This is a genomic window from Ruminococcus sp. AF17-22AC, from assembly GCF_003460065.1.
Classification (GTDB): Bacteria; Bacillota; Clostridia; order Lachnospirales; family Lachnospiraceae; genus Blautia_A.
This window is the reverse complement of record NZ_QRXT01000001.1, coordinates 498,751-512,959: the sequence shown is the minus strand read 5'-3', so window position 1 is coordinate 512,959 and position 14,209 is coordinate 498,751. Positions and strand designations below refer to the sequence as shown.

13 protein-coding genes are annotated in these 14,209 nt (G+C 43.5%); 11 read left to right on the top strand and 2 right to left on the bottom strand.

Going from position 1 to position 14,209, the window contains the following annotated elements; all coding sequences use genetic code 11:
- Positions 1-5 precede the first annotated feature (5 nt).
- The 7 genes from DWW86_RS02645 to DWW86_RS02615 all read left to right on the top strand — a co-directional run bounded on the left by DWW86_RS02645 (position 6) and on the right by DWW86_RS02615 (position 7,371).
- Positions 6-944 carry a hypothetical protein gene (locus tag DWW86_RS02645; RefSeq protein ID WP_072521087.1) on the top strand — a complete coding sequence of 313 codons (939 nt, stop codon included), beginning with the start codon at positions 6-8 and terminating at the stop codon, positions 942-944.
- 16 nt (positions 945-960) lie between these two features.
- Positions 961-2,361 (top strand): polysaccharide biosynthesis tyrosine autokinase, encoded by a 1,401-nt coding sequence (locus DWW86_RS02640; protein ID WP_181985287.1) that lies wholly within the window; start codon positions 961-963, stop codon positions 2,359-2,361.
- 34 nt (positions 2,362-2,395) lie between these two features.
- Complete coding sequence (locus tag DWW86_RS02635) at positions 2,396-3,868, top strand: polysaccharide biosynthesis tyrosine autokinase (RefSeq protein WP_117942169.1); 1,473 nt, start codon at positions 2,396-2,398, stop codon at positions 3,866-3,868.
- 15 nt (positions 3,869-3,883) lie between these two features.
- Complete coding sequence (locus DWW86_RS02630) at positions 3,884-4,351, top strand: immunoglobulin-like domain-containing protein (protein ID WP_072521090.1); 468 nt, start codon at positions 3,884-3,886, stop codon at positions 4,349-4,351.
- 12 nt (positions 4,352-4,363) lie between these two features.
- Positions 4,364-5,971 carry an LCP family glycopolymer transferase gene (locus DWW86_RS02625; RefSeq protein WP_117942168.1) on the top strand — a complete coding sequence of 536 codons (1,608 nt, stop codon included), beginning with the start codon at positions 4,364-4,366 and terminating at the stop codon, positions 5,969-5,971.
- Positions 5,968-6,630, top strand: a complete 663-nt coding sequence (locus DWW86_RS02620; protein ID WP_072521092.1) for a class B sortase — start codon at positions 5,968-5,970, stop codon at positions 6,628-6,630. The genes DWW86_RS02625 and DWW86_RS02620 overlap by 4 nt, the downstream gene beginning before the upstream one ends.
- Before the next feature lie 81 nt (positions 6,631-6,711).
- Entirely contained in the window at positions 6,712-7,371 is a 660-nt protein-coding gene (locus DWW86_RS02615) for a hypothetical protein (protein WP_117942167.1), read from the top strand.
- A 27-nt stretch (positions 7,372-7,398) separates the two neighbouring features.
- On the opposite strand, the gene DWW86_RS17050 is transcribed toward DWW86_RS02615, so the two are convergent.
- Positions 7,399-7,557, bottom strand: coding sequence for a hypothetical protein (locus DWW86_RS17050; RefSeq protein ID WP_181985295.1), 159 nt, complete (start codon positions 7,555-7,557; stop codon positions 7,399-7,401).
- A gap of 65 nt (positions 7,558-7,622) precedes the next feature.
- Here DWW86_RS17050 and DWW86_RS02610 point away from each other — a divergent pair, with 65 nt between their 5' ends.
- Together DWW86_RS02610 and DWW86_RS02605 are read left to right on the top strand one after the other, a co-directional pair.
- Complete coding sequence (locus DWW86_RS02610) at positions 7,623-8,459, top strand: S8 family peptidase (RefSeq protein ID WP_117942166.1); 837 nt, start codon at positions 7,623-7,625, stop codon at positions 8,457-8,459.
- 139 nt (positions 8,460-8,598) lie between these two features.
- Positions 8,599-9,807, top strand: coding sequence for an NADP-dependent isocitrate dehydrogenase (locus DWW86_RS02605; RefSeq protein ID WP_117942165.1), 1,209 nt, complete (start codon positions 8,599-8,601; stop codon positions 9,805-9,807).
- Between the two features lie 67 nt (positions 9,808-9,874).
- Here DWW86_RS02605 and DWW86_RS02600 read toward each other — a convergent pair whose 3' ends face one another.
- Positions 9,875-11,791 (bottom strand): ABC-F family ATP-binding cassette domain-containing protein, encoded by a 1,917-nt coding sequence (locus DWW86_RS02600; protein WP_117942164.1) that lies wholly within the window; start codon positions 11,789-11,791, stop codon positions 9,875-9,877.
- A 156-nt stretch (positions 11,792-11,947) separates the two neighbouring features.
- Between DWW86_RS02600 and DWW86_RS02595 the strand changes: the two genes are divergently transcribed.
- Entirely contained in the window at positions 11,948-12,601 is a 654-nt protein-coding gene (locus DWW86_RS02595; protein ID WP_117942163.1) for a redox-sensing transcriptional repressor Rex, read from the top strand.
- Positions 12,602-12,683: 82 nt separating this feature from the next.
- Positions 12,684-14,201: an NAD(P)H-hydrate dehydratase gene (locus tag DWW86_RS02590; RefSeq protein WP_117942162.1), complete on the top strand. Its 1,518-nt coding sequence runs from the start codon at positions 12,684-12,686 to the stop codon at positions 14,199-14,201.
- Positions 14,202-14,209: the final 8 nt, after the last annotated feature.

The following is a 14,209-nucleotide window of genomic DNA, read 5'->3' as shown; positions in this document are numbered from 1 at the left end:
AATACATGAAGAAAGCAAGGATTATTCTTGGAATCCTGTGTGTGATCTCAGCGGTTGGCTGTGGTTATTACGTACAGAAAAGCCGGGAAAATATAGACACAGAGGGACCGAAGCTGGAAGCAGCGTCAGACACTCTTGAAGTGAGTATCAATGCGACAGAAGATGAACTGACAAAGGATGTGGTTGCTGAGGACAAAAAAGACGGCAATGTTTCAGACAGTATCATCATTGAGAACATTACCAAAAAAGTCGGTGGTAATGAAAATCAGTTTGAAATTACTTATGTCGGTTTTGATAAATCCAGTAATTCGGGAAGACTGAAACGAAATCTGGTATATACCGATTATACAAAAACACATTTTGCACTTTCACAGGAACTTCGTTTTCCGGAGAACCAGGCAGTTTCATTGCTGGATTACATTACGGCAGAAGATTGTATTGATGGTGATGTAAGCCCGTTTATTATTGTTGATGGAGAGGAAAATCTTCAGCAGGAACCGTCTGCCGGTATTTATGATTGCACGGTTTCTGTTACCAACAGTGTCGGAGATACTGTGCAGCTGCCGCTTCAGGTAGAAATTTACGAAGACAGCTATGAAGCGAGATCATTTCGCCCGTATGTTGTGCTGACAGATTATCTGATATATCATAAAAAAGGTGAAGATCTGGATCTTCGTAAACTGATCGATCATGTGGAAGATCAGGGATATTGTAAAATCGATTATGGTGAAATGGTTTCTGTCAGAAACAATAAAGGTGAGACCGAAGAAGTGACTGAGCAGATTGCAAATGGTTCCAAGGAAAATTGGGTCAACATTTCACAGATCACGGTAAATTCAAATGTTGACATTAATCAGGAAGGGGTCTACACAGTAGTGTATTCTTATACCTCAGCAGATAATGGCTATCAGGGAGATACGCGACTGACAGTAGTAGTTGAATAATATGGGAGAGAATGTAATGAATCAGGAAATGAACCGGCCGTCACAGGCCAGTAGTATGCCGGTAGATCTGCCATATATATGCAGACACCTCTGGAAAAATATTTTTGTGATACTTATGAGTGCCTGCATTGTCGGGATTGCGGCATTTGTGGGACTGGATATGTATATGGGCAGTTCTTACACTGCATCGATGAATCTTTCAGTTATAGCAAGGGATAATTCGGGAACAAGACTCAATGACGGAAGTCTGAATACAGCAATTACCCGTAACCTGAATGTGCTGAACAGTGATATGCTGGCAGAACAGATCTGTAAAGATTCTCAGATAGAGCGCCTTCCGGGTACGATCAGTGCTTCTCAGGTGGCAGATACGAATATGATTACTTTGAATGCGACGGCATCTTCGGCAGAAGAGGCTCTTCGGCTGCTGAAATCTGCGCTTGAGAGTTATCCGACACTGACCGGATATTTTGAGTCCGGTTATATGTTCCGTAATCTGACCGCTTTATCAGCAGATAATATTCAGAAACAGGATGCGCGCCCGTTATATTATGCAGCACTGGCAGCACTGCTTGTACTCGCAGGTGGAGTTGGTCTGACTGTCTTTTTGTGTATGTCTACGGATAAAGTTTACAATCGCCAGCAGGCTGCAATGGTGCTGGATATTCCGGTATTAAATACGATACACTATTTCCGCAAAAAGAAAAATCAGAAAGCAATTTTGATTTCTGACAGTGCGACGACCGGTGATTATGAGGAAGAGCTTGACCGCCTTACAACGCGCGTAGAATCAGAGATGAATAAAAATGATCAGAAAGTGCTGATGGTTACTTCGATTCGTGAAAATGAAGGAAAATCTACGATTACTGTAAATCTGGCATTGAATCTTTCACGACGTGGAAAAAAAGTAATGCTGATTGACTGTGATATGCGTCGTCCTGCTGTTGCGAAGATTTTTGATGCAGAGGTAGAAGAAGGAACAGGTCTTTCGGATCTTCTGGCAGGAGACAGCACACTGAAAGATGTTATGCGCAGAGACAGCCGTTATAAATATCTCAGATGTGTTTTTCAGAATAAAGCAATCGCGGAACCGGATAAATTGCTGGAAGATGAGGCATTTAAGACGTTGCTTTGCAAAATTGCTTCCCGTATGGACTATGTGATTCTTGATACGCCTCCGCTTGGTATTGTCCGCGATGCGGAAATTATTTCGGCGGCAGCAGATTCTGTATTACTTGTAATCCGTCAGGATCTTGCACATGCATCGGAAATTAATGATGCGGTAGATGTACTGGATGAAACAGGTGTTACTGTGCTTGGCTGTGTCCTGAATATGGCTTTCGGTGACAAAAACAGTGTCAGCCGCAACAAACGATACGGAAAATATTATTATGGTTATGGCGACAAAAGCAAATAAGATATTTTACAAACGGTAAGGCAGGAGAGAAAATATGCAGTCCGAAACACGTGAAATAACAAGAACATATAATGGGCAGGATCAGATAGATCTGATGGAAATGCTTGAGGATTATCTGCGTTGTCTGAAAAAATACTGGCTTCAGTTACTGTTGGTTCTTATTACGGTAGCGGCAGCGACCGTTACTTATATGAATTATACATATTCGCCGGTTTATTCTGCGAAGATCACTTATGCAGTCAAAAAGACAGGAGATACATCGGTAGATTCTTCTCTGACAAGGAGACTCAGCAGTTCGGTCGGAACAATTACAGATGCTCCGGAATTCAGAGATGAACTTTCTGCAAATATGGCGGATTCTGTTCCGGAAAAGTCATTCTGGTTCAGTTCGCAGTACACAGATGGAGCAAACTTATATACTATTTCTGTGAATTCAGGAAAATATAAGTATGTGGATGAACTTTTGGATGCATTCCAGAAAATATATCCTTCATGGGTGGATAAGTCCAATGGTTCGGTGGATCTGGAAATTGTTGATATTACCAATGCTTCAGCAACCCCGGTAAATGAATATTCTCTGATCGATTATCTGGTAAAAGGAATTCTGGCAGGACTGGTAATTGTGGCATGTCTGGCAACACTTTATGTACAGACACTTCATACTGTCCGCAAAGAGAAGGACATGCGGAAAGTTACATCGAGAAGCTGTGTTGCTGTGATTCCTGATGTAAAAATCAAAAAGCGCAGCAAGAGTACGAAATCCCAGCTGCTTATTAGTAACAAGAGAATTGACTGGGGGTATAAGCAGTCCCTTCTTTCTGTACAGTCCAGACTTGATATGCAGATGGAGAAAAACGGACAGAAAGTTCTTCTTGTCAGCAGTACACTTCCTCAGGAAGGTAAAAGCCATATATCTGTAAACCTTGCACTTGCAGCACTGCAGAATGACAAAAAGACTGTGATCATTGATGGTGATATGAGAAATCCATCTGTCGGAAGAATGTTTGGCTTTGAGGGACAGTCTCTCGGGTTAAGTGATTATTTTGAAGGAAAAGCCGATGTAGAAGAAATCATGATCAAAAGCGGAAATCTTTCAGTGATCAGCGCCGGTACAAAGAATGGTGGTATTTCAGGAATCATTTCCGACAGTAAAATGCAGGATCTGATGGAATACCTGCGCAGAAATTTTGATTTTATTGTTATTGATACTCCGCCGGCAGGATTGTTTTCTGATGCGGATATTCTGGCAAAATATGCAGATACCGTCTTATATGTGGTAAGATACGATCACGCTTCTGTGAAGGAAATTCAGGAAGGAATGTCTTCCTTTATTCAGAATAACAAGCTGTTTGGATATGTGATCAACCAGAGCCATGGATCTTTATCGTCTTATGGCAAATATGGAAAATATGGATATTCAAAGTATGGCCACTATGGTCATTACGGCAAATACAAACGTTATATCAAGACAGCCGAAAAAGAAATGAATACAGAAGATTCTCTGTAAGAGGGGGAGATCGGTATGAAAAATAAATTAATAGTGACGTTTTTTCTCTTGATTTTATGTGCCGGATCAGTTACAACAGCGCTGAAATCATTTGATAACGTGCAGAATAATATTGCAACTGCAAAAAAAATACAGACGGCACGTCTGGAGGCGGCGAAGGTTACACCGACACCGACGCCTGAACCTCAGGCAGAGCCGGAACTAAGTGCGACACCGACACCGGAACCGGTGGATCCGGCGATTCCGGTACTTACTTTAACGAGTGATACGATTGAGATTACGGCGGGAAGTTCTTTTTCTGTAATTTCACCTGTTGCAGATATTACGGATGATAAGGATGACAGAAGTTCTCTGTTTCGCAATATTCATGTAACAGGAGATTATAATCTGTATACGCCTGGACAGTATACACTTCAGTATGTGGCGACGGACAGTGACGGACATACTTCACTGCCGGAGACACTGACATTGATCGTGAAATAGCGAGGAGAACGTATGCAGAATATAGGTAGGATGTTTAAAGGGGTTGGAGAATTATCTTCAACCCTGAATACGATTTCAGGTCTGGCATTTGTTGTGGTGTTTATTTTATGCATAGCCGCACTTATTATGTCATGGCTTGTTGTTCCGGGGTTACATTGGAGAACCTCTTCTAAAAATAGATTCAGAAAGACCGCTGTATGGGTGGCAATCGTACTCTATGTGTTTGCGCTTCTGGGTATTATGTTTGTTATGAGAGACCCGGGGCAGGGGTATCAGCTCCGTCTGCTGCCTTTATATGGACTGAAAGATGCAGCATTGCTTAAAACAGAACTGCTTGGTGATCTGGGGAATTTTATTATATTTATTCCGCTGGGAATATTGTTTATGGCACAGTGCACGAGTGAGCAGCCTGTTGTGTGGACAATGATGTTCTCTTTTGGTTTTGGCCTTTTGACAGAACTGCTTCAGTATATCGCCAAAATGGGCATTTTTTCACCGGAAGAGATGATCTGTGCAGCATTAGGCGGAACACTGGGCGGTCTGCTGACTTATGCATGGCAGAAAACAAAAGGTAAAAAGAAACCGCTTGGTATTCTTTTGCGTGTAGCGTTTAGCCTGTGCCTTGTGGTTGTAATTTTTGTGACGACAGTTTTCGGGACATATCATGTCCTCCGTGTCGGTGGCGAAAAAAACATGCAGGAGAATGTCAGCAATGCTGAACTGAAAATGCAGTCAGACGTAAAGAAGGCGGGAAGTTCTGACCTGATCTGGCGTGATGGAAAAGCCTACCGTTTCAATGATGAAATCATTACGGTTTTGTGTATGGGTATTGACCAGCAGACTGAAGAAATTGAACAAAAAGAGGATGTTTCTGGAGAAAGTGGTCAGGCGGACAGTATTTTTCTGGCTGTATTGAACCCGACCCAAAAACAGTTAAGCGTACTTGCGATATCCCGAGATACAATGACTGAAATAGCAACATACGATGCGAAAGGAAATTATATCGGAGATTCTTTAAATCATCTTGGTCTGGAATATGCTTTTGGTGATGGTAAGGAAAAAAGCTGTCAGTATATGGTTGATGCAGTATCCAAATTGTTTTATGGAATTCCGATCAATGGATATGTCGCGTTTAATATGGAGACAATCTCGCAGTTGAATGATGCTGTCGGAGGTGTGACGGTAACTGTTCCGGAGGGTGAGAATATATCAGATAAGCTGAAATCCGGTGAGACAGTGACTCTAAACGGGGACGATGCGGTTTCTTTTGTAAGATATCGAGATACATCTGTAGAGGGCAGCAATAATCTGCGAATTGCGCGTCAGAAGCAGTATCTGATCAATTTCTTTTCCGGGGCTGTGAAGGCGGTGCAGAAAGATGTTTCACTTCCGGGAAAACTGTATCAGGATTTTTCTTCAGAAATGGTGACCAGCATTGGTCTGGATGATGCAGTTTATCTGGTTACAGAAGCAACGGAAATGAGCTTCGGCGAGGACAGCCTGACTGTATTGCAGGGAGAAACAAAGATCGGAGACGTCTATGACGAAGTATATATCGACGAGGATGCATTATATGATCTGATTCTTAAAACATTCTATACGGAGGTTGAGATAGGATGAAAATAAGGACGATGATCACAGCGGGACTTTTGGTGCTTCTGCTTTGTATTGTGGGAGCAATTGCAGGAATATATCTTTTTCATTCGCAGGAGCAGCAGGAAAATCCGGATGTATATGCGTGGATTTCCATTCCGGGAACGGATATAGATGCACCGGTTCTGCAGCATTCGGAAGACAATTCCTTTTATGCAGCGCATGACGCGGAGGGAGAGGAAAATCCGGCAGGAGCACTTTATACGGAGAACTACAATCACACAAATTTCGATGATCCGCTTACGGTGATATATGGAAATGACAATCAGGATGGTTCTATGTTTGGAGGGCTGTATCAATATGCAGATGATGCATATATGAAAGAACATGCATGGATCTATATCACCTTTGACAATGCAGAGTATAAATATAAAGTTTTTGCTGCATATAAATCAGATTCCAGGCATATCATGGAACGGTTTAATTCAGGCAAAGAAGAAGCAAACCGCAAAGCTTACCTGGAAAGTATTATGGACAACAGGACAATGGGGGCTCAGATTGACGAAAATGCTCAGGTGACTGCAGATTCAAAGCTTCTTACATTGTCCACACATGATGATTCTGATCCGGAGGGCAGATTCCTTGTGCAGGCATATCTGGTTGAAAAAGAAGAAAAAAGCAATTGATGCATAAAAATAAATGTGCTATAATGTTTCCTATCGAGAAAAGATGAATATAATTATAATTTTATACATGGAGGTACAGGTATGAAAGCGAAAAAACTTATGACAACAGTTCTGGCAGCGTCAGCAGTTCTTGCAATGTCAGTGAATGCAATGGCAGCAGGTAGCATTACAAATGCGGTAGATACAAATAACGTTTCTGCCACACAGACATCCAGAAAGATTGTAGGAGAGAAGGAAGTGCTTTCTACAGAAACAGTTGGTGTCAAACTTGAAAATGTTGAGGCAGATACTTTTGAGAAAGACTTGCAGAGGGAAGTAGATATCCTGAACGACTGCGATGCAGAGACTACTTTACAGGCTGCATTTGAAGGAGTTTATGGTGCTGATAAAGTGCCGGTGATCAATGTTTATGATAAGGATGTAAATATTGTTGAGGAAGCAATCCTGAAAGACTACAAATTCCTTTCACGTGTGATGAATCTGACAATCGATGGAGAGCCGACAGAGGAAGAACCAGTAGAAGTTACCTTTACAGTAAACAATCTTACAGACAAGATTGAGCCATTCATTCTCCATCATTGCGAAGAACACGGATGGGAGATCCTTGCGACAGAGGCTGTAGAAGGTTCTGACAATCAGATCACTGCATCTTTCCATTCAGCAGGCGGTCCGGTTGCAGTCGTATATCGTGAACTTCCGGAAGAAGATGGAGAGATAGATACAGACGTAGTAGCTCCGTAATAAATATGTATCACCAGAGGAAAGTCATCAGGCTTTCCTCTTTTTTTGTTCCATCCACATTTCAATATATTCCATCTGTTCCTGATCAGAGACTTCCTGTGAGCCGGAATCATCGCCGGCGGCAAGGCAGCAAAACAGTACAAATCCCTGCAGGCAGAAAAACACGATAAGTACAACTATGATCAAAAAAGACACCCCCTTTAGAGTGAAGTGGAATATAGTATTATAAATCCTCTTTTTGGAGTATATGCATGAATCAGCCATTTTATACTGGAAAAGGCATCGGAGTGGCAATTCTTGACACGGGAATTTATCAGCATATTGATTTTGACAGCAGAATCTGTGCTTTTGTGGATTTTATTTCAAATAAAAAAATGGCATATGACGACAACGGGCATGGAACTTGTGTGGCAGGGATTCTTGCCGGAAGCGGTGCTGCATCGATGGGAAAATATAAAGGTGCGGCACCGGGGTGTCATCTTGCAGTGCTGAAAGTGCTGGATCGGTTTGGCAACGGAAATAAAGAAGATGTACTGAAAGCATTTGACTGGATCTTGCGTAACCGGCAGCGATATAATATTCGGATCGTGAATATTTCTGTTGGGACGACATATCGGACACGGAGTGAGCAGGATGTACTTGTAAAGGGCGTGGAAAAGTTGTGGGACGAAGGTCTTGTAGTAGTTGCTGCTGCCGGTAATCAGGGACCGGATCCGGGAAGCGTTACAGCACCGGGCTGCAGCAAGAAAATCATCACAGTTGGTTCCAGTGACATGCTTTCCGGTAAACGTGCTGTGTCTGGGAGAGGACCGACATTTGAATGTGTGTGTAAACCGGATCTGGTGGTACCGGGGAAAAACATCATGGCTTGTTCGCCCGGTGCAGGCAATCTCTATAGTATGAAAAGCGGCACGTCCATGTCGACGCCTCTGGTATCCGGGACGATTGCACTTGCACTGGAAAAAGATCCACTGCTCACAAATCTTGAGATCAAAATGATGCTGCGGGAGAGTACGGAGGATATGGGACTGCCGAGAAATCAGCAGGGCTGGGGAAAATTTAACTGTCAAAAATTTCTGGCGCTATAAAAGGTTGCTATAAAATTTTACTATAGTAAAGACTGAAAGTATTGACGTAAATCCTTTTTTCGGATAGAATAATAGGAAAATTGGAATTGTGAAAAGTAAAACATTTACAAAATCAGATATCAAGCAAGGGAGAAGTATTATGAAAAAAATTCAAATGACGACACCGCTGGTAGAAATGGACGGAGACGAAATGACCAGAATCCTCTGGAAGATGATTAAAGACGAACTCCTTCTTCCATTTATTGATCTGAACACAGAGTATTATGATCTTGGATTGAATTATCGTAATGAGACAGACGATCAGGTAACGATCGATGCTGCAGAAGCTACGAAGAAATATGGCGTTGCAGTAAAATGTGCGACAATCACACCGAATCATGCACGTATGGATGAATACGATCTGAAGAAGATGTACAAGAGTCCGAACGGTACGATCCGTGCAATCCTTGACGGAACTGTTTTCCGTGCGCCGATCGTTGTAAAGGGAATCGAGCCATGCGTACGTAACTGGAAAAAGCCGATCACACTTGCGCGTCATGCATACGGTGATATTTATAAAAATACCGAAATGTACATTGACAAACCGGGTAAAGTTGAGCTTGTCTATACATCAGAAGACGGTGAAGAGAAACGTTCCCTTGTACAGGAATTTAAGGCACCGGGAGTTGCGATGGGTATGCACAATATGACTGCATCCATCGAAAGCTTTGCAAGAAGCTGCTTCAACTATGCACTTGATACAAAGCAGGATGTGTGGTTTGGTGCGAAAGATACCATTTCCAAGACATACGATGCTAAATTTAAGGAAGTTTTCCAGACGATCTTTGATACAGAGTTTAAAGATAAATTCGAAGAATCAGGTCTGACATATTTCTACAGCCTGATTGATGATATCGTTGCACGTGTTATGAAAGCAGAAGGTGGATTTATCTGGGCATGTAAGAACTATGACGGAGACGTTATGAGTGATATGGTTTCTTCTGCATTTGGTTCACTTGCGATGATGACTTCCGTACTGGTTTCTCCGCAGGGCTATTATGAATATGAAGCTGCACATGGAACTGTTCAGAGACATTATTATCGTCATCTTGAAGGCAAAGAGACTTCTACCAACTCTGTAGCAACTATCTTCGCATGGACAGGAGCACTCCGTAAACGTGGCGAACTGGACAACAATCAGGAGCTTTCTGATTTTGCGGACAAACTGGAAAAAGCAACTCTTTCTACGATCGAAGACGGCAAGATGACAAAAGACCTTGCACTGATCACCAGTATCGAAAATCCGACTGTACTGAACAGCCGTGACTTCATCCTTGCTATCAGAGAAGAACTGGAAAAAATGTTATAACTAAGACAAGAAGAGCCATTGTACCGGATGATGATACAATGGCTCATATCTTTTGAAAGTGGGAGACTTATGCAAGAGTCTCCCATTTTTCGTATAATTCCTCAAGTTCCTGCTGAATCTTGTCTTTTTCACGGCTCAGTTCAGCGCATCGTCCGACATTGGTGCATACGTCCGGCAGAACAAGGGTATCGTCAATTTCTTTATCGCGGGTCTCGAGTTCTTCGATACGTTTTTCGACTTTTTTCAGCTCGTTTTCCTGCTTGCGTTTGCGTGCCTGTTCTTCTTTTTGCTGCTGCCAGGTGAGCTTTCCTTCAGAAGGTGCCTCGTCTTTGGATTCAACGGAAGTTTCAGCAGCAGAAGGTGCATACTTCTCAGTCAGTTCTTCTTTTTTCTCAAGATAATAATCGTAATCACCTATGTAATTTACAACAGACTGATTAGTCAGATCCAGAATACGTGTTGCGGTCTGGTTGATGAAATATCGGTCATGTGATACGTAGAGAACGGTTCCTGTATAGCTGTTCAGTGCTTCTTCAAGGATTTCCTTTGAAGCAATGTCGAGGTGGTTGGTCGGCTCATCGAGAATCAGGAAGTTTGCTTCGGAGAGCATCAGCTTCGCGAGGGAAACGCGACCGCGCTCACCACCGGAAAGTGCGGAGATTTCTTTAAATACATCATCTCCGGTAAACAAAAATGCAGCCAGCATATTGCGGATCTCTGTTTCTGTGAGAGTCGGGTACGTATCGGAAATTTCCTGAAAAATAGTTTTTTCGGCATGCAGGACATGATGTTCCTGATCGTAATATCCGATCTGTACTTTTGCTCCGAGTGAGAAACTTCCGGCATCGGCATCGAGAAGTCCGTTGAGGATTTTGAGCATTGTGGTCTTGCCGGTACCGTTGTTGCCGATCAGGGCGACACGTTCGCCACGTTTGATCTGGAAGGAAATATTGGAAAAAAGTTTCTGCTGCGGAAAGCTCTTGGCAAGTTCTTTGACAGTCAGAACGTCGTTCCCACTGACTACACGTGGTTCGAGAGAGAGACGCATCTGGCTCTGAACTTCGAGAGGTTTTTCGATACGCTGAATTTTGTTCAGCATTTTTTCACGGCTTTCGGCACGCTTGATAGATTTTTCTCTGTTGAAAGATTTCAATTTGACAATGACAGCTTCCTGATGCTTGATATCGCGCTGCTGGTTCAGGTAGGCTTTGTACTGTGCATCACGGAGCTGCGCCTTCTTTTCTGCGTAGGCGGAATAGTTTCCGCTGTACATGCGGACGTGACCGGCTTCGATTTCAACGACCTTGGTTACAACTTTATCGAGAAAATAACGGTCATGGGAAACGATGAATACAGCGCCCGGATAATTCAGAAGATAAGTTTCCAGCCAGGCGATGCTTTCCATATCGAGGTGGTTGGTCGGCTCATCGAGAAGCAGGATATCCGGTTTGGAAATCAGCAGTTTACCGAGTGCGACACGCGTTTTCTGACCACCTGAAAGAGTAGCCACCTGTTTGTTGAAATCTTCTTCGGCGAAACCAAGACCATTCAGGACACCCATCAGCTCACTCTTATAAGCGTAGCCGTTTTCAAGTTCAAATTCGTGGGTCAGGCGGGTGTAACTGTTCATCAGCCGATCGAGCTCTTCGCCTGAAGCATGTTTCATCTCAAGCTCCATGGAACGCATGCGTTCTTCCATGTCGATGATGTATTGTTTGGTGCTGAGCAGCTCTTCGTAGACGGTACGATGTCCTTGTACATCCTGATACTGTGCGAGATAACCGATCTGCTTGTCCTTCATGAGGACGACCTGACCGGAATCAGCATGCAGCTCGTTCATGATGATGCGGAGAAGAGTCGTTTTGCCTGCGCCGTTATTGCCGATCAGAGCGGCTTTTTCCCGTTCTTCTATATGAAATGAGGCATCTTCCAGAATCACTTTTTCACCAAAGGATTTCGAGATGCCCTGACATGATAAAATCATAATCTTTCCTCCATTGTAAATATACCGTAATGATTATAAAAGTAAAAACTTTTTTTGTAAAGAAAAACCGCAAAAATTGTACGTATTTCACAACAAAGATTGACAATAAAATGTCATTTCGTTATAATTAACGGGAAAGTGTAAGGAGGGACAACGGTGGAAGCAAAACAGATTTCAAAAGCTGTGATCAAAAGACTGCCGCGTTACTATAGATACCTGGGTGAACTTCTGGAGGATAATGTAGAGCGTATTTCTTCAAATGACCTTAGTAAGAAAATGCGTGTAACGGCATCACAGATCAGACAGGACTTAAATAACTTTGGGGGATTTGGACAGCAGGGTTACGGATATAACGTAAAATATTTATATACAGAGATTGGTAAGATCCTTGGTCTGGATACGGTACATCCGATGATTATTGTCGGTGCCGGTAATCTCGGTCAGGCGCTTGCCAATTACGTAGAATTCGAGAAACGTGGATTCAAACTTGTTGGTATTTTTGATGTAAACCCGGTGCTCGAGGGCATCGCGGTACGGGGAATTGAAATTCAGATGATCAGTGATCTGCCATTCTTCCTTAAGGAAAATAATGTGGAGATCGCGATTTTGACGTTGCCGAAAAACAAAGCGATAGATATGGCGGATATCCTTATCGAAAATGGAATCAAGGCAATCTGGAATTTTGCACATGTGGATCTGGATACACCGGACGGTGTAATTGTAGAGAACGTTCATCTTTCTGAAAGTCTGATGACATTGTCATATAATCTCAGCCAGTATCGGCAGCAACATGTGGATGATGAGAAATAATTCAGGACAGGCTGTTGCATGGCTCCTTTTCAGGAGATGCTGTGTAATAGCCTGTCTGTTGTTATAAGCAGGAGGTGACCGGATGAAACAGGTAGTGACCTGCCAGGAAATGAAATCCTGTGACAGTTACACGATTGAGAAGATGGGAGTACCGTCCTGTGTGCTTATGGAGCGGGCGGCTCTGAAAGTTGTAGAAGAACTGGAAAAAAGATTTACAACAGAGAATATAAAGCAAAAGATCCTGTGCGTCTGTGGAAGTGGAAATAATGGCGGAGATGGTGTGGCTATTGCGAGAATCCTGCATCAGCACGGCTATCAGAGCGCAATTTATCTGGCAGGAAATCCGGATCACAGGACGGAAGAAATGCAGCGGCAGTGCCAGATTGCCGTAAATTATCAGGTACCTGTTGTGAATAACCTGCATAATGAGGAATATACTACTATAGTAGATGCCATTTTCGGCGTTGGACTGACCAGAGAGGTAAAGGGCGAATATCGTGAACTGATCGCTGAACTGAATGAGATGTCCGGATGGAAAGTATCTGTTGATCTGCCTTCGGGAGTGGATGGCGATACCGGTATTGAGCTTGGAATTGCATTTTGCGCAGACCTTACGGTGACGTTTGCTTTTCGTAAGGCAGGGCTTTGCCTGTATCCGGGAAGAAAGCTTGCCGGTCAGATTGTAGTCGCGGATGTTGGCATCTACAGAGAAGACGGGGCAGAACCGAAGCTGTTTTCGATGGAAAAATCGGATCTGCGTGAATTGCCGGAGAAAGAGGCAGAGGGAAACAAAGGTACTTTTGGAAAAGTACTTGTGGTTGCCGGGAGCCCGGGAATGTGTGGCGCAGCATTCTTAAGTGCTTCGGGAGCCTTTGCAACAGGAGCCGGAATGGTAAAAATTATAACACCTGAGGAAAACCGGATTCCGCTTCAGACCATGCTTCCGGAGGCGATGATTTCATGCACCGGAGACTGGGAAAATGATTTTAACTGGAGTGATGTGCTGGTGATCGGGCCGGGAATCGGAATGTCGGTGAGGGCGGCCGATAAAGTGCATTTTTTCCTTAAAAAAGCAAAGCAGGAGGGAAAGCCGGTTGTGCTGGATGCGGATGGATTGAATCTTCTGGCAGAGAATCCGGAATGGAAAAAATATCTGGGCAGTCATGTGATTCTGACACCGCATATGGGTGAGATGAGCCGTCTGACCGGTAAATCAATCAGAGAATTAAAGAGTGACCGGGCAGGTGCGGCACGTGCACTTGTGGCGGAGACCGGGGCGGTATGCGTACTGAAAGATGCGTGTACAGTGACAGCGGCGTCGGATGGACGTGCATGGATCAATCTTTTGGGAAATGCGGGTATGGCAACCGCAGGAAGTGGAGATGTTTTGTCCGGGGTGCTTGCCGGTATGCAGGCAATGTATCTGGAAACACCAATTGAGGAGAAAGATGCCGGATTTTATGCGGCGCTTGGCGTCCTGCTTCATGGCGCAGGTGGTGATCAGGCTGCGCTGCGAAAAGGCATGGCTGGCATGAAGGCCGGAGATGTAGCCTGTGGTGTTGCGGAAATTTTAAAAGAACAACAGAACTTTAAGAAATAAAAGTTTTG